Consider the following 20,489-nt stretch of genomic DNA (forward strand, 5'->3'; position numbering starts at 1 on the left):
TAATAATTAATACTATAGTATTCAAAATTTCTGGGTGACTGATGTTCTACTACTACGGAAGAAAAAAACAAATAGCAAAACATTATCCCTCTCCCAACTTTGACAGGATTATAGAGCCGTTTGCAGGATCAGCCGCCTATTCACTATATGGGGAGAAATGGAAAAAGGAAGTTATTTTAATTGAGAGAGATGAGCGAGTTTCTGGAATCTGGGAATGGTTGATTAATGAGGCAACACCATCAAAAATCAAAAATTTGCCCGACTTAAGTATTGGTGAAAAAAGTTCTGAATTTCTTCACATTATTCATGCTGCTACAAAAATGGCTTTTCACTACAAGACCATTAAAGTAACTCCTGTTTTAGCAAGAAACTGGGAGATCAGTAAACGATATATGTCAGAGAATATATATAAGGTTAAGCATTGGAAAATTATTAACGGAGATTACACATTAGCACCTGAACTAGAAGCAACTTGGTTTATTGACCCACCTTACAAAGAAGATGCTGGCAGAGGTTATCGATACGGTAGCAAACTCATTGATTACAAAAAATTGGCAGAGTGGGCAAAGGAGAGGAGAGGAGAAGTCATATTTTGCGAGGGGCATTGCGGTGACTATTTGCCATTCACTCCTCTACTAGAATTAAAGGGTGTGGCAGGTAAAACCAACAAAGAAGTCATTTATTATCAATCTGAGAGATCAAACAAACAGCTTGAGCTTCTTCAACTTTCTTTTTGAACAGAAAACTTCATAATCTTCTGGTAAGCTTCCGAATAACTCTGGTCATTAATTAATGCCACCCAGCCTTGTCCCATCTTTTGCTTACCACTTACTTTCATACCTGTAACTTTAGTGTTCCTGCCTTCTGTTCCACTGATCTCTCCCCAATCGTTTGTAGTAAGATTGTCTGCATAAAATATAGCTGTAATTCTAGGATAGTTGAAATCATGTTCGCTCTTTACAAAGTCCCATACTAAACCCAGAAGCTTCTCAACCTCTCGATGATGAGCTTGCCAAGTGATCCCTTCCAATGCTCCAATTCTAGGCTGTCCCGCTCTTAAATTTGCACCTTTTGTTATGTTTCCAACAGTACATTTGATTTCCAACCCTACAGGATAGTTACGCAGTTCTTCCTCTGAAGAGTTTTCACCTGCCTTTGGAATAACATCAGGATGCCCCTTTTCAATCGGATTAACCATAGCCCCCGTTGTACTTGCAATGAATTGACAGAATATTGAGCCAACGATTGAACTTGTAGTTTTATAGTCAATATTTTTGTAAACACTTGATGGGATAATTGCCAAAAGTTCATTTGTTTGATGCACAGCAGATTCAATATGGTGACTATTTACCTCAAATCCACAAGAAATATTTAATAGAGGGTTTATGGTGTAATTCATCTAAGATATGTCATTCATGATTTGTTCCACCTCGGCAATTAAACTACTGGCTGTGGTGTTTAACGAATTTGAAACTTGAAACAAAACGGACAAAGTTGGGGACTTCAAACCGCGCTCCATTTGACTAACATAGGTGCGGTGAATCCCAGCTCTGTCAGCAAGCTCCTCTTGAGAAATTTTTGCTATAGTTCTGTACTTGGCTAAAACTTTACCCAGAGCTTTATTAATGTCTGTCATGTATGAAATATCTCAGAAGAAGAGACTCTGAGTCTACAGACAATAGTATTCAAACGTATCTAAATCTCTTTTGAAAAGCCTTGCTGTTAGCTTATTGATGATTGAAGAGAAAAAGCTGAGGCAGGCTAATAAATGTAGTGCGTCTAACTATGTATTAGACGGAAAATTTCTGCCTAATCACCCAATAAGGGATATTATACGGAAAAAATCTATCTAATCTAACAACATTTAGGGGTTATACCAAATCGAAGAGTATAGGCTACAGATGGTATAAATATATAAACCGAGTTCAAAGAAAAAAATGGCAGGAGTATACAAATTAGAGATCAGCGAAAGTGAAGAAGAGCTAAAACATATGCTGAGAGTGCAAAAGACCGCATCAGATAAAGAAAGAATTCAGATGCTGTATCTGTTAAAAACAAAACAAGCAAGCACAATCCAGACAGCATCGACAATACTGGGACGGCATCGAGTTACATTGCAAGATTGGTTAGGGAATTATCGCAAAGGGGGAATAGTAGGACTAAACCTAGAACAGGGCGAAAACAGAGTATTCCACAATGGGCGCAGAAAGCATTGATAAAAAAGCTGGAAGAAGCAGAAGGCTTTGAAAGTTATGGGCAGATCTGCCAATGGTTAGAGAACCAATTAGGAATCAAATCAAACTATAAAACTGTGCATCATCTAGTCCGATATCGGCTGAAAGCCAGACCGAAAGTGACACGTCCAGTCAGCGCAGGAAAGTCAGAAGAGCAAGTAGAAGCATATAAAAAAACCTTGCCAGTATTATAAGCATGATTGCCTGGTTCGGCATTAATATAATCGGACTAAATGGCAAAGTGAGATTCTTTTGTCAAGATGAAACACGAATTGGGTTAAAGACAATTAGTGGAAGGAAGATCACAGCAAGAGGAGTCAAACCCAAAGGTAAAGTTCAGTGGCAGTTTAAGGCAACTTACCTCTATGGAATTGTAGAACCATCAACAGGGGAAAGCTTTTTCTATGAATTTACTCACCTTAATAGTGAATGCTTCCAAGTATTTCTGAACTTAGTAAGCGCATATTTTCAAGGTGACATCATCGTTATGCAAGTGGATCAAGCAGGAGCACACAGAGCAAAACGGTTAAAGATTCCTAAAAATATTATTTTGCTATTTCAGCCTGCCCATGCACCTGAGACTAATCCCATTGAAAGAGTGTGGCAGCATTTCAAATTAGGGTTGAGGTGGAAACTGCCAAAAGATCTTGACCAGTTGCGTGCATTAATGCGGGAAAGGTTAGAAGTTATGACTCAGGAGGTAATTGCTTCGATTGTTGGGTGGGATTATATTTTAGAGGCTTTATCTGTAGCTCGTATTTAACGATTTGGTATTATTCTAAGGCTCAGATATGGCGTACAACCCGTAAACTCCACCTAGAATTAAAGCGATAAAAAATACTTTTTTGAAATCAAGGGATTCCTGAAAAAGTACCACTGCCAAAATTTGTTCCAACTAAGCCAACCCCTGTCCAGATTGAGTAGGCAATTCCCACGGAAATCTGATTCAGCACCTTTGATAAGTGATAAGCTGACAACAGAGGCGATCTCGCATCCTCTTGCTCGTATTGATTAGAGGTGATCGCGTGATCGATTTCTTCGCAATTCCATCAGGCTTATTCTCTTTCTTATTCTGGATTTGCTAATTTTGATCTTCTTTCTCTTTTATCGCACATACTTAAGGCTTTCCGTATTCTTGAAGAAGAAATCCGTGAAAAGACTAATAACAGTACGATTACGAATTTTGATGTTAGCAGATAAGGACATTCCTGACTGGAGCCGAATTTCACGCCCATTTACATTTAATGACTGCTTTTCAATGGCAATTTTAGCAGGGAAGCGATAACTAGGATTTGATTGATCTGGAGGTAGGGCATCAGAACCAATCCAAATTAGCTTGCCCTTCACATCACCAAACTCACTAAAAGGGAATGAATCTAGCCTGACATCTACGGGCATATTTTCTTTCACAAAGCCAATATCTTGATTGGTAATATAAACTTTGGCAATTAGCTGATCATCTGGAACGATTTTAAGAATGGTTTCTGAAGTGTTAGTATTTGCCACATAACCCAGACCAGCTTTAAGTTCAAATACTGTTCCAGACGTAGGAGCACGGAGTTCTTCATATTGCAAAGCAACTTCAGCTTGGCTAATTTGACCCGTAATTTCAGCTAGGCGTTTACTGTTATCAATTAGAGCTTTAGTTAATTGGCTATCAATTTCGGCAATACGCTTAGTATTATCAGCAATCTGCGTAGTTAACTCTTTACGATTGACATCAAAGGTATTAGTTAAACGAGAACGTCCCTCAGCGATCACAGCTTTTAATCGCATTTCTTCTTGAGTTAATTGTTGAATTTCTGCTTCCGTATTTATGACTTCATCCTGCTGTTTGAGATATTGAATTTTAGATATTCCACCCGCTTCTGCAACTTCTTTAATATCAGCTAAAATCTTCTGACTAAGGGCTAAGGACTGTTGACGGGCAAGGCGTTTAGTTTGAGTTTGATTTAACTGTTGAATGGATTGATTGACCACTGCTTCTGCCGCCTGTGACCTTGAACTTAGTTCAGCTTGATTAGCATTCAGGCGATCTTGCTGATCTCCCGTGAGACTTCCACCGCCACCATTTACCTGCATTCGATACATTTGCGATTCAGATATAAGTATATTGCGGTTACGAGCAAGGTCTAAAAAATCCACAGGAATTACAGCTAGGTTAGGACTAGAAATGGGAAAACCATTAAGAACATTGCGATAAAACTGATTTTCAGCTTGGAGATTTTGCTGTAATTTCCTTAATGAATCTAACTGGGCTTTAGTAGCGGTAGAATCTATCCGCAAAATCACCTGTCCTGCTTTGACTCGATCGCCATCTTTAACCAGAATTTCCTTAAGCACACCACTGGCAGGAGCTTTGACTTCTTTAACTGCTCCTTGGGGTTCGAGTTTGCCTTGGGCTGGGACAGATTCCTCAATACTAGCAACTGATGCCCAGATCAGACCAAAGGTAACAGAGCCAAGTAATGTCCAAATGATTGCTTGTGTCCATTTGGGAGATTGAGTTAAAACTAAGGGCTGATCAAAGGGAGCGATCGCCTCTGCATTTTTTTTAACCAAGGCATGACTATTATTACCTTGCGGAACTAAGGATCCATCAGATTCTAGTTTGGTGGTTTGAGCACTTAATTCTTGATCGTTATGATTAGTCATATCTATTTAACCTATATTGAAAACTTGCATCATGATTCTCCTGCGGCTTCCTGTTGGTGATAGAGCGTATAGTAGCGTTCTTTTAGCACCATTAATTCACTATGGGTTCCCTGTTCTGCCACTCTGCCACTATCCATCACTAAAATCAAATCTGCATTCTGAATGGTAGCAAGGCGATGGGTGATAAAAAATACGGTTCTGCCTTGGAATTCTTCGGCTAAGTTGCTACAAACCTGACGTTCAGTGTTGTAATCTAAGGCACTAGTTGCTTCATCTAAAATTAGTAATTGCGGCTTTTGTAAGACTGTGCGGGCGATCGCAATCCTCTGTCTCTGTCCACCCGATAGTGCGGCACCTCTTTCTCCAACCCGTGACTCATAACCTTGAGGCAATTGCATGATGAAATCATGGGCGCAAGCGATTCGGGCAGCATCAATAATTTCTGCGGGTGTAGCATCGGGATTAGTGAGAGCAATATTTTCTTGAACCGTGCCATCAAATAGTAATGTATCTTGCAGGACTACACCGATCTGACGGCGCAGCGAATAAAGCTCGACTTTGCTAATATCGTAGTCATCAATTAATATCCGTCCTGATTCTGGCTCGTACAGGCGGGATAATAGCTTGGTTAAGGTACTTTTTCCTGCACCACTAGCTCCCACTACGCCCACAAATTTACCCGCAGCAACTTCTAAACTGACATTGTTTAATTGCAAACTGCCATTGGCAGCAAAACGAAAGTTGACATTTTCATAGCGCACAGTTCCAGCGATCGCAGGCATGGGGATATTACGGCGACCCGCTTCTTCTTGCTCTTGGGGGTAATTAATAATATCGCTGAGGCGTTCGAGGGATAGGGCAGTCTCTTGGAAGTTTTGCCATAGCTGTATCAACCGTAAAAGTGGTGTTGTGGTATAGCCTGCAATAATCCGAAATGCAATTAGCTGTCCAAGGGACAATTTGTTACTCAGTACTAAATATGCACCAACCCACAGCAATAGTAGGTTAGATAATTGGTTCAAAAATTGACTAGTCGATCCCGCGGTGGTGGAAGTTACAACAGTTTTAAATCCATCGGAAACATAACGGGCATAGCGACGTTGCCATTCCCATCGGGATTTTAATTCGATGCTCTGTGCTTTTACCGTCTGAATTCCTGAAACCACCTCAACCAGATAGGACTGCGTGGCAGCATTACGTTCAGCTTTGCTTCGTAGTTGCCCCCGAATGATGGGCGCAACGATAAATGTGAGCAGTGCAAATAAAGGAACTGTGCCGAGAGCGACTAAGGTTAAAAGCCAGCTATAACAAATCATTACGATGATATAAATCACCGAGAAAACTGCGTCTAAAACGACAGTAAGAGCCGTGCCTGTCAGAAATTGGCGAATGTTTTCTAGTTCCCCAATACGGCTAGATAGTTCCCCAACTGATCGCTTCTCAAAGTAGCGTAGAGGTAAGCGCACCAGATGATCGATGGTTTCAGAACCGAGGGTTAGGTCGATGCGATTGGTGGTATTGACGAATAGATAGGTGCGTAAGGCACTTATCAGTGCTTCAAAAACTGAAATTGTGATTAATAGAATCCCTAGGGTATTGAGAGTCGTGGGAGCATTTTGAATGATGACTTTATCAATAATTACTTGTGTGATTAAAGGATTGGCTAGTCCTAATAGTTGGACAAAGAAGGAAGCAACTAATACCGTGATTAAAGTGTTTTTATACCGCTTGAGAGAAGGCAAGAACCAAGATAGTCCAAACTTCTGTTTTGGTGTGTCTTTGGTGGGCTGAATTAATAAAACCTGCCCTGAATCTCCCCAAATATCGGCAAACTGAGCCATCTTTTTCGTCACAATCCCTTGCTCTGGAATCCCCAAAACTAGTTCCCGATCGCTAGCTTTATAAAGTACGGCAAAGGTGTCTTGCCAAGCTAACATTGCAGGGGTAGGAACTTGAGTGATCGACCTTGTCGGAATTGTCACTAATTGTCCATTTAGTCCCATTAGTTCTGCGATCGCCCCACATACCTGCAATGACAACTTAGGTGATCTGGCAAATTGACTGTCTAATGCCCGTTTGACCACATGGCGAGCAAAAGGAACCTGCCAATATCTTGCTAACATCTGCAAGCAGGCAAGGGAAGCATCTACGGATCCACGTCCATAAAAGTGCGGGTAATCTGTACCCTTGGGATCAGGGCGATCTCCCACTGCTGGTAATTCGGGAGCGTAGGGAATATCATCGGCGGTTAGAGTCGGTATTTCTTCTACGACCTCTACTTTCACCGCAAATGCGTCGGGGATACCAATTAGTCGCACAAATCCGTTCTGTGGAACTTCAAGGAAGTCATTCCCATTTAGCGATTCAATCCGACTGCCAATTGGAGCAGGAAAATTATTGCCACCACTAACTAACCATACAAAGTCACGATCAAGCTTAGCTAATGGTATTTTCCCCGCTTCTAACGTCATAACCACAGCTTCTGGTAGCGACTCACGCGCTAACTGAGCTGGATTGGCAGGAGACTGTGCCCGTCGCTCCATCTCTGCTGTCAAGAGGTCGAATACTTCAATCATTGATGGCTTATCAGTAAAAGCTGACTTGAAAACAGGATCGCGATCGCAAAACCGCCAAAAATCTGAAGCCTCTAGAGCCAGACATGTACTTTCAACTGAAGCAATCACCATCTCACAGGGGACATTGCGGATCAAGCTCAACCAACCAACTGACGCACCAGATTTGAGGATATCTAAAGTTACCGGGGACGGGGACTTAGGGATTTGTCCAAGCACTCTTGCCTGTCCTTCCATCAAAAATAAAATTTGTGCTGGCATCGTCTCTCGCCGCAAAATCACCTGTCCCATGCGATAGCGTAATGGCTGTAATCGCTCACCTAATTCTTTTAGAGTAACTCGATCAATAGTCTGTAACTCTGGGATGGAATGAAGAAAGTCTTGAATAGAGACGGTTTTAGCTGTCATGAAGGCGTTTATGAAACTATGGGAGCTATATATTTATATGGAGCTTTAAAATTGACAATAATATAAATTGGGGTTTCTTAAGTTAAGACCACTTTAAGAAATCAAATGGTTTTATTGCTTTTAAAAATTGAATCTAAGTTTTTCTTGAAATATACCTACATAATTACTACATAATTACTTTAGATAGTAGTTAAATTTTTAATACTTAAATTTTATTTAAATAAATTAAATTACAAAAATATCAAGATATTGAAATAGATTTAATTTTTTGGTGAATAGAATCTTCTAACCATTTATTGAAATTCTCATCAATTAGCCTTTGCTTCATGGCAGAATCCAGCTTAGCAGGTAGAATTTTCTCTAGTCTTACGAGAATAATCCAATCACCAATTACAGTTGGAATATGAATTTTCCCAACATCAATGGATCTTAAAATTTTTCCTAAAGTTGGGTCAATAGAAGCAAGTTTCACAGGTCCAACCAAACCTCCAGTCTCAGCTTCGGGACCCATTGAATACTCTCTGGCTAACTGATCAAATGGTTGTTCTCCTTCATTAATGCGAAAATATAGTTCTTGAGCAGTACAAAAATCTTTAGTACGAATGAGTGAATAAATAACTCGTTCAAGGTTTTGTTTTCGCTCCAAAAAAGTAAAATTAACTTTTGATTCCCATTTTTGTTGCTTGAATTTTGTTAACTTTAATGCTCTTATCGCCCTTAATTCTAACTGATTCATTGACATGCAATGGTATCTTAGCCATTGTTCCAGCTTTTCATTGCTATCAATGTTTAGCTGTTGTAGTGCTTGTTGTAGAGCCAACTTTCCTTCATCTTGAGTGATTTCTATGTTAGCAGTGACTTGATCAATAATAATTTCCCTAACTAACTGAGGAATCATGCCATAGTTAACAACTCTTTCAATTAATTCTTCTGATAAGAATTTTTGATTATTAATTTCAAGATGTTTATACTTCAGTCTATCAATTTCTTGATACATTACACTTAATTTGCTTTAACTTGGAATTAAACTTAGACGCAGCATGCTTCAGGTATTAATTTTTACTATACATTAGTCTGCAAACAAATTATAAAATATTAAATCTTAGATTTAAGTTAACCTTAACATAATACTTTCTTAACCAAATCCTATAAAGACAAATAAACTAATTAGCATAAGTAAGTTATTTTGTGCCGTATCTAATTTGTAATTTGCGATATTAATACAGTTTAATTTTGGGTTAAGATTCGGTTATCTTTGTGCAATATCAATTTTATTGTTACCACTTCTAGTGCATAGTTTAGAATAAACATTTTTGAAGAAAATCATTTGTTGATGTGTTAGAGAATACCTAGATTTGTCAATTTTATGTGATAAGTTCATCAATGGTTGGACTTAAACTCCAACTTATAAAACGGAAATAAAAAACAATAGTTGCGGAACTAAAGCTATGACAAGCCTTTCATTTGATACAACCCAGCCCTCACAAACTATTGGGCTTAATGGCTACACAGTTGACCCCATCTTTACCGTTGGCGACAAAATTGGAACCTACGTTCCTCCTGGTATTCTTGATGGTATTGGAGCAACATCACTTAATGACACTACAGTTCGCTTTTATGTCAACCACGAGTTAGGCAATACTGTTGGTTATAAATACACACTTGCAAACGGTACACAACTCTCTGGTGCTAGAGTTAGCTACTTTGATGTTGACAAGCGTACATTTCAAATTGTTGATTCGGGACTTGCTTACAACACCATTGTCAACCGCGCAGGCAATGTAGTATCTTCTTCTGCGGTCTATTCAGCTACTAACGTTAACGGTATAGATACCCCTAGTGGATTTAATCGTTTCTGCTCAGCTTCTTTGTATGAACCAAATCAGTTTGGAGCTGGTAATGGTCTAGTAGATAAAATTTACTTCGCTAATGAAGAAAGCGGAACCTCTGCAAGCGAGGCTTCTGAATATGCCCTAGACGTTAAAACCAATACTTTGTACGCAGTGCCTTGGTTTGGTCGTGCTGGCTTTGAGAATGTTACAGAAATCAATACTGGTACTACAACTAAAGTTGCCTTTTTAATTGGTGATGATCGCTCTCCTGCTACTGGAGTTCCTCTGACCCTCTATGTTGGTGATAAAGTTGCAGGTAGCTCTAACTTCTTAGAGCGTAACGGTTTGTCTGGTGGCAAGTTATATGTTTGGGTTGCTGACGATCCTACTAATGCTACCGATGTAATCGAAAAAGATCCTAGAGAATTCAACGGTAATAATTCTTCTTTAAAGGGCAAATTTGTTGAGATTGATCAGTACGATGCCGCTAAAGCTGGCACTACTGGATATGACAGTTTAGGTTTTGTCACTCAAGCACAGCAGGATTCTTTAGCATTTGCTGCTGGAGCATTTGGATTTGTTCGTATTGAAGATGTCTCTACCAATCCTAAGGATGGTACTCAAGTTGCTTTCAATGCAACTGGCAACTCTAGTTTGTTTGGAGGTCAAGATTCTTGGGGTACTACTTACAGAATTGATATTGACTTCAATAACATCGCTACTGGCGACATTGTTGGAAAAGTTGACATCCTTAACGATGGAAATGTTAGCAAAGATGCTGGTGCGCGTAGTGTTGACAACCTTGATTGGGCTGACGATGGCAAAATTTATCTTCAAGAAGATCCTGCTTTCAGTGGTTTTGGTCAAACATCCAAGATTGCTAACTCGATCTTCAGCATTGATCCTGCAAATGCTAACCCCTCTTCAACCGTAACCCGCGTTGCTACGTCTGATCGCTCGGCGGCTGGACTTCCTGCAACTCAAACCGATTCTGAGCCATCTAGTATTGGTGCTTGGGAAACCTCTGGTATTCTTGATGTCTCTAAATTGTTTGGTAATCAAGGTGGTCAGGTTTTAGTGTTTGATACCCAAGCTCACTCATTAAAAGACGGCACTATTATTACTGCTACTAATATTGATGGTAATGGGGATGGAACTAAAACTGCTGCTGAGAACCTTGTGGAAGGTGGTCAAGTTGCATTTTTGATCGCTCCTAACGCTAATTTGATTCAAAACTCTTCTTTAGTTTCTGGTACTTCAGGAGATGATGACATCGCCGCAACTGTCACCCCAAAATTTGATGGTGTCAACGACATTGTGTTTACTGGTGCTGGTAATGACACGATTGATGCTCCGATTGGCGGTGTGCTTGCAAGTGGTAACCGTGTTGATGCTGGTAGTGGCAAAGATACAATTTTTATCGCTAACAATGATCGCACCTTTGGTGGATCAGGTGACGACATACTAGACGCAACTGATGCAAGTGGCTACCGTGCTTCTGGCGGCACTGGAAATGATGACTTCTTCCTTGGTTCCAATGGTCGGGCATTGGGTGGCGACGGTGATGATCGCTTCTTCGTTCAAGCTGGCGGCGGTAACTTATTATCTGGTGGTGCTGGTGCTGATCAGTTCTGGATTTTTGGTGGGCAAGCTCCAACTACATCTAATACTGTGCTTGATTTTCAAGCTGGAACTGATGTAATCGGCTTTATTGGCGCTGGCGCTGGGGTTGGCTTTGCTCAGTTGACACTCACTGGTAATACCATTGCCCTAAGTAGCGATCCAACTAAAGTTATAGCTACATTAACTGGTGTTGATACAACCACCCTGACTGCAGCAAACTTTGCGTTTATCTAAATGCAACTCACTAATCAATTTATGAACTAATCTTGATTGCAAACAAGATATGTATCCTAGATTAGTTCTTGATTTTGACAAACCTATTCAGAACTTTTTTCTTACTTAGTTTTGAATGGTTTGTCTTTTTGAGTATTAAAGTTTGTGGCTAAAGATGCTGTTCCCAAAAACCTGAATGTCTGACATTACTAATCCTTGTAACTTTTTAACAGATAAGTAGTTGAGGGGATTAACTGAAATTTAAATAATGAGAGGAAAATTTAATGACAACAATTAACGGTACTCCTAACGATGATGATTTGTTCATCGCCGCAGGTATTAGTGGTGATACTCTGCTAGGTTTAAAGGGGAATGATACCCTTGATGCTGGATTTGGAGCAGGTAATAACATTCTTAAAGGTGGCGATGGCGATGATCAGCTATTTGCTTATTTTAACGATCAACTATTTGGCGAAGCAGGAAATGATGTCCTATCTGCTACAGATGGTAAGGGTGGAAATATACTATCTGGTGGTGAAGGAAATGACACTATCTTCGCTTCAGTTAATGACAGTGTTTTCGGAGATGCAGGCGATGATGTTATTTTCGGTGGGCTGGGCAACAATACTCTAACTGGTGGTTCAGGGAAAGATGTATTCTGGATTGCTAATGTAGATGTGCCTAATAATTCCAATACCATTACTGATTTCAATCAAATTCAAGACACTATTCGAGTAAATTTGGCGGGAGTTACCAAATTAAGTGACTTGGCGATCGCTCAATCAGGAAATGATGTCACTATTAGCCTTGATGGAAAACAAATTGCGATCGTCAAGAATATACAAGCTCAAAGCTTGAACTCTAACAATTTTGTAGTTGACCCCAATGCTCCGAATAGTAATGGTAGTAGTAATGTATCTAGCTATAACTTTACTAACCTTCCAAAATTGGGAACCACTTCCAAAGGGCAAGATATTTTCTTAGGTGGTTTTTCAGGGTTATCTTTTCAAGGTACTAATCCTGATAATGGTAACTTGAAGTTCATTACTCTTACGGATCGTGGTCCAAATGGTGATCCAACTGGACAAAATCGTCCTTTCTACTTACCAGACTTCCAGCCAGAAATTATAAGTTTTGAACTTAATCGCAGCACAGGCGAGATTATTATCACTAAAAGAACAGGATTATATAGAGCCGATGGTAAAACAAAGCTCACTGGACTTCCTAATTTACAGGCAGGAGCAGGAGGAACCGCATACACCGATGAAATTGGCGTTAATTTAGACAACCAAGTTTTATCTAATGATCCATTGGGTATAGACTCTGAGGGGATTGTTATCGATCCTAATGGTAATTATTGGGTGGTAGATGAGTATCGTCCTGCAATCTATCAATTTGATGTGAATGGGAAATTGCTAAATCGGTTTATTCCTAAAGGAACTGCTGCTGCCCCTGCTGGTACTGCTAATGATTTTCCTGCAGGCACTTTTGGAACTGAAGTATTACCAGAGGTATATGCTCAGCGTCGTAATAATCGGGGATTTGAAGCTGTAGCTCTTGAAGGGAATAAGCTTTATGCTTTCATTCAAAGTGCGATCGATAACCCAGATAGTACTGGGGATACAACCTCCAGAGCTTCACGTAATTTAAGAATCCTAGAATTTGATATTGCCTCTAAAACGGTTACAGGGGAGTATCTTTACTTGCTAGATGACATCAGTGGCAGTGGTAATGCTAAAACCGATAAGATTGGCGATGCCGTATCTTTGGGCAATGGCAAATTTGCAGTTGTAGAACGAGACGATCTTTCTACTACTAGCTCTAATAAACTTATTTACCAGATCGATCTAGCTAAAGCAACTAACATCAATAACCTTGCCGTCACATTTCCCTCTGGAAAAACTACCATTGAACAGCTTACAGAAGCGGAACTAAGTGCTGCTAATATCAAGCCCGTGAGTAAAAACTTAATTGCCAATGCAGCTAAGTCAGGTTATACAGGGGTTGAGAAGCTCGAAGGGTTGGCACTTGTTGATCCTAATACATTGGCACTAGTTAATGATAATGATTTCAATGTTGTTCCTGGCTCAGCAGTACCAGAGAAATTAGGAATTTTAGAATTATCTAACACACTTCCTGTACCGTTACAATTCCAAAAAAATGACTTGGGAATATTTAGCATTACTGGGGGTACTTCTGCGAAGCCTTCCTTATCCTTCACTGTTGCTAGCAGCGAAGCTAATCAAATAAGTGAACTCGGTGTATTTATTGTTGATGATGCAACTGGCACTATTGATGGCATAGCTCCAAATCAAACTGGATATACAGAAAAAGCCTTAGCAAGGGCGAGGGTCATTTTCTCAGCGATCGACAATAATCCTGATGGTTTTAGTGCCAGTGGATTAAATCGCTTGTTAGACTTTAACTATAGTGATAAATTGCGTTTTTATGCTATCAATGACAAAACCACAACGACCGATTTGGTCTTAAAAACTAAGTCTTTTGATAAGGTTTCTTTTCCACCTTCCTCCGATCTTAACCTTAAAGAGTTAAGTAGTAGTGAGTCTTCTATTACCTTTAATAATCTTGTAGTCAATATTAAGGCTAATAATGATGATTTATCCATCGGTACCAATTTGCAAGGCAAGAGTCAAAGTGAAGTTCTGGATTTGCGTGGGGTTGATAAAAGTTCATTCCCAAAAGTCAAAGCGGATTTTGTTGTGAATCGTGAAGCTGCCTTTGATAACTTTGTAGGATTCTATAAAGTTGAAAATGAGAAAGGTGATATTAAAAAATCTGATGGAACTATAGTATCTGTCGGACAATCTGGCTATATTCAAGCGGCAGTTGGTAGTAGAGTCTCAGGAATCGACTTAGCTGTTAATAATCAATCAACTCAAACTAGTTCTGGAATATTCACTTCTGGTTCGATCTTTGCACCTTTTATTATTATCAACGGAAGACCAGATGCTCTTTTAGATAGTAATTCTAGTAATGATCCTACAGTTTATTTTCCTTATCTAGGTGCAAATTCTGATGGTATTGATCATGTGCGGTTATTCGGAAATAATACCTTCGGATTTGAGGATATCTTAGGAGGAGGGGATTTTGATTACAACGATTTTATTGTTAAGGTGAAACTCACCCCAACTGCCTAAACTCTGTTTAAGTTTATTGCTGTTAATTGATTCTACTTAAATTAAGTTAAGAGAGCCAGAAATTCTTGTTGGTTCTCTTATTCTTTAAGAGGGGTCATCCCAATGTTAAAACTAACGGCAATACGTTCCTCTTGACTCATGTTTATATCCACACCATGTAAAAGCCAACTTGGGAATATTAGCATCGTGCCTTCATGGGGCTTATAACTAATTTTGGGTATTGTCCATAGGTTAAAATCCAACACAGGTGGAACTAGCATTTGAGAAGCTGGGCGTGGATCGGTAAAGTATATACTTCCACAGTTTTTGGGGGCTTTCAAGTAATAAGCTCCACTTAATATCGAATTAGGGTGATTGTGTACGGAGTTGGAGGCAAGCTTCCCATTAATGATTGCCCAACAAGTGGTGATATTTAATGAAAATTTCTGTAAATCCCACTGTAAAAAATTAGCTATTTCTATGACGTTTTTATCGATGATTTGTGTAAATTCTTGGAAGCGATCGCATTGATGAAGATTGTTTGCACTATGCCATCCAAGGATACTTGACCATTTCTCCCCTTTGGGGTCTTGCTTTTGGGCTTCTCTAATTTCAGCTAAAAGTGAAATATTCAAATGTTGGTAGTTGTCAAGATTGAAGTGCCATACTGGGGTGGGAAACCAGTCATTTCTATAACTGGACATAAGCTCTTTTGTGATACCAGTAATAACTATATATTACCCCAAATTTGTCTTCAGGTAAACTCAAAGGGTTTATAGCAGTAATTCTCATTTTGCAACAAATTATACCAAATCGAAGAGTATAGACTACAGATGGTATAAATATATAAACCGAGTTCAAAGAAAAAAATGGCAGGAGTATACAAATTAGAGATCAAAGAAAGTGAAGAAGAGCTAAAACATATGCTGAGAGTGCAAAAGACCGCATCAGATAAAGAAAGAATTCAGATGCTGTATCTGTTAAAAACAAAACAAGCAAGCACAATCCAGACAGCATCGACAATACTGGGACGGCATCGAGTTACATTGCAAGATTGGTTAGGGAATTATCGCAAAGGGGGAATAGTAGGACTAAACCTAGAACAGGGCGAAAACAGAGTATTCCACAATGGGCGCAGAAAGCATTGATAAAAAAGCTGGAAGAAGCAGAAGGCTTTGAAAGTTATGGGCAGATCTGCCAATGGTTAGAGAACCAATTAGGAATCAAATCAAACTATAAAACTGTGCATCATCTAGTCCGATATCGGCTGAAAGCCAGACCGAAAGTGACACGTCCAGTCAGCGCAGGAAAGTCAGAAGAGCAAGTAGAAGCATATAAAAAAACCTTGCCAGTATTATAAGCATGATTGCTTGGTTTGGCATTAATATAATCGGACTAAATGGCAAAGTGAGATTCTTTTGTCAAGATGAAACACGAATTGGGTTAAAGACAATTAGTGGAAGGAAGATCACAGCAAGAGGAGTCAAACCCAAAGGTAAAGTTCAGTGGCAGTTTAAGGCAACTTACCTCTATGGAATTGTAGAACCATCAACAGGGGAAAGCTTTTTCTATGAATTTACTCACCTTAATAGTGAATGCTTCCAAGTATTTCTGAACTTAGTAAGCGCATATTTTCAAGGTGACATCATCGTTATGCAAGTGGATCAAGCAGGAGCACACAGAGCAAAACGGTTAAAGATTCCTAAAAATATTATTTTGCTATTTCAGCCTGCCCATGCACCTGAGACTAATCCCATTGAAAGAGTGTGGCAGCATTTCAAATTAGGGTTGAGGTGGAAACTGCCAAAAGATCTTGACCAGTTGCGTGCATTAATGCGGGAAAGGTTAGAAGTTATGACTCAGGAGGTAATTGCTTCGATTGTTGGGTGGGATTATATTTTAGAAGCTTTATCTGTAGCTCGTATTTAACGATTTGGTAATACCAAATCTAGAATCGCCGATGTATTTGTGCAAAAAACGGAGAAGTTGCAATAAGTGCAACTTCTCCGTTTTTAGATATTTTTCAACAACAACTTAAGTATTCTTAAAATTTGGATTACTGAAATACGAAGTTAGAAGCAGTTAAAGAAGAAGTATCAACTCCAGTTAAGGTCGCAATCGCATTATTTCCAATAATGATGCTATTACCAGTGAGAGTCAAATTGGCAAAGCTGAGTATTCCTCCGCCATTGATGCCAATGACATCTGTTCCCGCTTGGAAATCAACAATGGTATTTGCAGCAGTGGGAGCAGAAACATTGAAAATCCAAAATTGGTCAGCACCAGCACCACCAGATAACAAGTTATTGCCACCAGTACCAACAAAGAATTTGTCATTACCGTCACCACCCAGAGCGCGATCTCCAAATCCTAAGAAGAAAGTGTCATCGCCAGTACCACCAGACATGCGGTTGCCGCCTTTGGCATCAGTAGCTTCAAAAGTATCGTTGCCAGCACTACCAAATACGCGATCGCCCTGAGTGACGAAGATTGTGTCGTTGTTGCTGCCAGTGTCAATACGACTATTGCCAACTGCAAACGAAGTGTTAAATTGCAGATCGACAGTGTCATCACCTGCACCTGTGAACGCGATGTTGCTACGACCATCAAACACACCGCCATTGGTGGCAATCAAATCGTCATTACCTGATGTTCCGATACTAGTCAATTTACTATCCGCCACAACCGCATTGGGTGTGACTTCAAACTGACTGACAATTTGCGGTTGCAGGGAAGTAAAGGCGCTGGGATTTGCTTCCAACTGAGCGCGGGTATAGGCATCAATACCCCACGTTGTGACGGTCAACTTCTGTGTGGTGGGATCGATATTAAACTCAGTCCAGCCATAGGTATTGGTGGCAACATAATCTCCCTTCAATAACTTGGCATTAATTAATCCATTTGCTTGAGAGAGATTGTTATCTAGACCCACAGGATCGTAACCCAATGGAGTCAAGCCACCATTGACAATATTCTTGATGAAGGCATCCTTACCAGCATTAGGGAAGGAATCATATAAAGCCTTTTGCGGAGCTGTGATTAATCCAGCCGCAAGAGCTAGCTCAGCTACAGTAGGACCGAATGGTGCATCATAGGCAACTGAACCAGTAACAACTTCAAAAGCACTAGTAGCAATTTGAGGTTTGCCAACTCCTTCTTGATAGGTAAGGTTATTTACCAATGTGCCGTGAATATCGGCGGAAACGAAGACTACGTTAGTAATTTTGTTGTCATTGATGAATTTGAGGATTTCCGTCCGCTCAGCGGCATAACCTTCATAGCGATCGCTCGCAGCAAGCACACCCAAATTCTCAATTGGTTCGGGAATATCGATGAACTTCCAAGTTACTCCATCCTTTTGAGCTTGTAAAAGATCGCGCTTGAGGTCATCAACCTGAGCGCGACCTAGGAGGGTGCGCGTAGGATCGAAGGACTTAGTTAAGAAAGCCCCAATTGCAGCAGTGTCAGCAGGATTAACGACACCATCAAGCTCCTGACTGCGGAAAGAACGAGCATCTAAAACGATATTGATTGCATCGCTACCGTAAGTATTTGCCCGATAGAGTTTGCGTTCGCCAGCAGTTTTGGTGTCGCCAGTTTGTCCGTAGAACTGGTCTTGGACTGGTTTGTAATCTTGGAAAGCTTGTAAGCCATTCTCAAAAAGCGTACTGTCATTAATCAGAGTATTAGGATTGTCGCTTGGGAAAGCTGCTAAAAATCGATTAGTTCCGCCAGCGCCACCCTTATCGCTACTAATAGGAGCCGCACCTGCAAAGTCATTGGTAACTTCGTGATCGTCGATAGTAGCCAAAATGGAAGTTGAAGCGCGAAGATCGGCAAAAGTATTTTGACCGTAGCGACTTCCATATACTTCGGCATATTTTGCGCGGTAGTCATCTATGGATGTAGCTTGTTGCTTCTCAGTACCATCTGCATTCTTTAGCCCAGGGGATGCAACATCACCGTAAATGGTATCGCCAAATTCTACAAAGAATTTGAGATTGCGTTCGTCAGCATTAGAGATGGAAGGATAGGGGCTGAGTTCACCACGCCAATCGCCAGAAATACCAAAGCCCAAACCTGTCTGAGTTCCACTTGCTGCCGCTGTGCTGAATTGACCAGTAGCGCGATCGCCTAATGCATCGGTAACTCGATAGAAATAATTCGTGTTTGGATTCAAGCCATCGACACCAACCTTTACGGGTTGCAGGGAGTTGGTAACGGTAGCCGTTTTCGTACCAGCGATCGTACTAAAATCGGCACTTGTGGAATATTCAAAAGTGACGTTACCGAGAATCGGCGTGCGTGTCCAAAGAACTGTGGAAGTTTGTGTAGTATCGCCAGAAGCAACACCATTAGGGAATGCACCAGAGAAATCAACCGTAAGTGCCACAATTTGAGTAAACTGCGACTGGTTAAAGGTGTTATTTGTCGAATTTGCGGCGGGAGTTTTGTTGAAATTGTCATCAGCTACTAAGACAAGCGTTGGCTTCCCATTTACCGTTGGACCAAAGGTTACGCCTTCGATATTATCAAGTCCTGTAGACAACTTCAGATCGTCCAAATTCAACAACAGTTGTTTTTGTGCGGGCTTGATCTTGGCAAAATCGGTATCGGAAAGAGCCTTTAAGCTATTGATGCTGCTGATATCGTCCGCATCGCCAATGCTGACTCGATAAATTTTGATAACATTACTTGTCTCTGGACTATTAGGCGTATTCGCTGGCACAGAAGAGAACGATCGCTCTATAGCTAAGTAGTTACCGTTATTGTCTAGAGCCGTGAGCGCCACCAATCCTGCCGTGCTGAAATTGTTAGTGTCATTTGTAGGATTCTTAGAAGGCGCAACTGCCGTGGGATCAACGTTATACAGATACTCACCGACAGCTTGGTTGGTGTCTAAATTGAACTTCAGTAAGCGCGATCGTCCAATACCAGATGGATTCAAAGCATCGGAACCTGGGAAGCTAGTACGCTGACCGTCTTGAATAAGAGCATTTTCCGTAGCAGTCAGCAAGGTACGCTTATCGGGACTAATTGCCACGCTTTCAAAGGCGAGGTTGTCGTAAGTTCCTCTGGTTTCAGTGGCGGCTAGATTAGTATCTGGCAGAAACTTAGTGGGAATTGGCAATGTTCTCAACAATTGTCCTGTTGAGAGATTGTACTCATTCACAAAGGGATTAGTACGAATCTGTCCAGCCGCATCTACTTGCCCTTCAGAGGAGATAAATACTGTACCGCGATTAGTCAAGCCAATGTCTTCAGTATCAGTGCTTTGAGGCGTGTAATTAGTTCCATCCGCTTTCTTTAAGAGCGTGACATTTTGGAACGAAACTTTACTGTTATCTAAACTTCCTGAACTTAAATCAATTTTGAGATTGTAAAAACGGGTAGGTTGACCGGGTTCGTTGGGATTGCTCTTGCGATCATCAGAAATGCTATAGAAAACATTGTTTTTGGCATCGTAGGTAATGCCAGACAAACCACCTACAGTAGTATCGTTGCCATTGGCATCTTTAACATTTACTGATTGCGCGGGATAGGTTGCTTGACCAATAAAGCTCAACTTCGGCAGAGTTGCATTAGTATCCATAAGTTAGTTTTATTTTTGTAATATTGCAAACGTTTTGAGGGAATAGGAAGTGGGATTAGCAAATGAATCTGCGGTGCTGCTACTATCTATGCCTCTATGTGATGTGAATTCAATTACAGTCGAACATAAGAAGCGATCGCTTGCGACCGTTGAAAAATACACTCTACATTCCTGACTTGGATAAGGTGAGCCAAGAACCCTTGGATCTCGTCTTGTTCAAA

Annotated in this window: 17 protein-coding genes; 9 read left to right on the top strand and 8 right to left on the bottom strand. The window is 40.4% G+C overall.

Features of this window, described 5'->3' with window-relative positions; translation table 11 throughout:
• Positions 1–41 precede the first annotated feature (41 nt).
• The gene (locus tag SYN7502_RS08785) at positions 42–737 is read left to right on the top strand and encodes a DNA adenine methylase (protein WP_015168487.1); all 696 of its coding nucleotides are present in this window, start codon (positions 42–44) and stop codon (positions 735–737) included.
• On the opposite strand, the gene SYN7502_RS20555 is transcribed toward SYN7502_RS08785, so the two are convergent.
• A complete protein-coding gene (locus SYN7502_RS20555; RefSeq protein WP_015168488.1) occupies positions 722–1,399 on the bottom strand; it encodes a hypothetical protein in 678 nt (225 codons plus the stop codon). The two genes, SYN7502_RS08785 and SYN7502_RS20555, sit on opposite strands and share 16 nt — an antisense overlap.
• Entirely contained in the window at positions 1,400–1,636 is a 237-nt protein-coding gene (locus tag SYN7502_RS08795) for a helix-turn-helix domain-containing protein (protein WP_015168489.1), read from the bottom strand.
• A 301-nt stretch (positions 1,637–1,937) separates the two neighbouring features.
• Here SYN7502_RS08795 and SYN7502_RS20560 point away from each other — a divergent pair, with 301 nt between their 5' ends.
• The 3 genes from SYN7502_RS20560 to SYN7502_RS20570 are packed head-to-tail and all read left to right on the top strand — an operon-like array spanning position 1,938 to position 2,997.
• The gene (locus SYN7502_RS20560; RefSeq protein WP_210391274.1) at positions 1,938–2,216 is read left to right on the top strand and encodes a helix-turn-helix domain-containing protein; all 279 of its coding nucleotides are present in this window, start codon (positions 1,938–1,940) and stop codon (positions 2,214–2,216) included.
• On the top strand, positions 2,213–2,428 hold the full coding sequence (locus tag SYN7502_RS20565; RefSeq protein ID WP_210391275.1) for a winged helix-turn-helix domain-containing protein: 216 nt from the start codon (positions 2,213–2,215) through the stop codon (positions 2,426–2,428). Before SYN7502_RS20560 ends, SYN7502_RS20565 begins: the two co-directional genes overlap by 4 nt.
• A 2-nt stretch (positions 2,429–2,430) precedes the next feature.
• A complete protein-coding gene (locus tag SYN7502_RS20570; protein WP_015168490.1) occupies positions 2,431–2,997 on the top strand; it encodes an IS630 family transposase in 567 nt (188 codons plus the stop codon).
• 88 nt (positions 2,998–3,085) lie between these two features.
• Here the strand turns inward: SYN7502_RS20570 and SYN7502_RS21400 are convergent, their stop codons facing one another.
• The 4 genes from SYN7502_RS21400 to SYN7502_RS08820 all read right to left on the bottom strand — a co-directional run bounded on the left by SYN7502_RS21400 (position 3,086) and on the right by SYN7502_RS08820 (position 8,867).
• A complete protein-coding gene (locus SYN7502_RS21400; protein WP_371257827.1) occupies positions 3,086–3,187 on the bottom strand; it encodes a hypothetical protein in 102 nt (33 codons plus the stop codon).
• A gap of 151 nt (positions 3,188–3,338) precedes the next feature.
• The gene (locus SYN7502_RS08810) at positions 3,339–4,889 is read right to left on the bottom strand and encodes a biotin/lipoyl-containing protein (protein WP_015168491.1); all 1,551 of its coding nucleotides are present in this window, start codon (positions 4,887–4,889) and stop codon (positions 3,339–3,341) included.
• Between the two features lie 29 nt (positions 4,890–4,918).
• The gene (locus SYN7502_RS08815) at positions 4,919–7,870 is read right to left on the bottom strand and encodes a peptidase domain-containing ABC transporter (RefSeq protein WP_015168492.1); all 2,952 of its coding nucleotides are present in this window, start codon (positions 7,868–7,870) and stop codon (positions 4,919–4,921) included.
• Positions 7,871–8,111: 241 nt separating this feature from the next.
• Positions 8,112–8,867, bottom strand: a complete 756-nt coding sequence (locus SYN7502_RS08820) for a peptidylprolyl isomerase (protein ID WP_015168493.1) — start codon at positions 8,865–8,867, stop codon at positions 8,112–8,114.
• Positions 8,868–9,318: 451 nt separating this feature from the next.
• On the opposite strand from SYN7502_RS08820, the gene SYN7502_RS08825 reads away from it, so the two are divergent.
• Together SYN7502_RS08825 and SYN7502_RS08830 are read left to right on the top strand one after the other, a co-directional pair.
• On the top strand, positions 9,319–11,559 hold the full coding sequence (locus tag SYN7502_RS08825; protein WP_015168494.1) for a hypothetical protein: 2,241 nt from the start codon (positions 9,319–9,321) through the stop codon (positions 11,557–11,559).
• Positions 11,560–11,822: 263 nt separating this feature from the next.
• Positions 11,823–14,696, top strand: a complete 2,874-nt coding sequence (locus tag SYN7502_RS08830; RefSeq protein WP_015168495.1) for an esterase-like activity of phytase family protein — start codon at positions 11,823–11,825, stop codon at positions 14,694–14,696.
• 77 nt (positions 14,697–14,773) lie between these two features.
• Here SYN7502_RS08830 and SYN7502_RS08835 read toward each other — a convergent pair whose 3' ends face one another.
• On the bottom strand, positions 14,774–15,379 hold the full coding sequence (locus SYN7502_RS08835) for a TIGR02466 family protein (RefSeq protein WP_015168496.1): 606 nt from the start codon (positions 15,377–15,379) through the stop codon (positions 14,774–14,776).
• 165 nt (positions 15,380–15,544) lie between these two features.
• On the opposite strand from SYN7502_RS08835, the gene SYN7502_RS20575 reads away from it, so the two are divergent.
• From SYN7502_RS20575 to SYN7502_RS20585, 3 genes are read left to right on the top strand one after another with little or no spacing between them, the layout of a single operon-like run.
• The gene (locus SYN7502_RS20575; protein ID WP_210391276.1) at positions 15,545–15,823 is read left to right on the top strand and encodes a helix-turn-helix domain-containing protein; all 279 of its coding nucleotides are present in this window, start codon (positions 15,545–15,547) and stop codon (positions 15,821–15,823) included.
• Positions 15,820–16,035 (top strand): winged helix-turn-helix domain-containing protein, encoded by a 216-nt coding sequence (locus SYN7502_RS20580; protein ID WP_210391275.1) that lies wholly within the window; start codon positions 15,820–15,822, stop codon positions 16,033–16,035. Before SYN7502_RS20575 ends, SYN7502_RS20580 begins: the two co-directional genes overlap by 4 nt.
• Positions 16,036–16,037: 2 nt before the next feature.
• On the top strand, positions 16,038–16,604 hold the full coding sequence (locus tag SYN7502_RS20585; RefSeq protein ID WP_015168490.1) for an IS630 family transposase: 567 nt from the start codon (positions 16,038–16,040) through the stop codon (positions 16,602–16,604).
• Positions 16,605–16,731: 127 nt separating this feature from the next.
• Here the strand turns inward: SYN7502_RS20585 and SYN7502_RS18260 are convergent, their stop codons facing one another.
• Complete coding sequence (locus tag SYN7502_RS18260) at positions 16,732–20,268, bottom strand: esterase-like activity of phytase family protein (protein ID WP_015168497.1); 3,537 nt, start codon at positions 20,266–20,268, stop codon at positions 16,732–16,734.
• Positions 20,269–20,489: the final 221 nt, after the last annotated feature.

It is taken from the genome of Synechococcus sp. PCC 7502 (genome assembly GCF_000317085.1).
Lineage (GTDB): Bacteria > Cyanobacteriota > Cyanobacteriia > Pseudanabaenales > Pseudanabaenaceae > PCC-7502.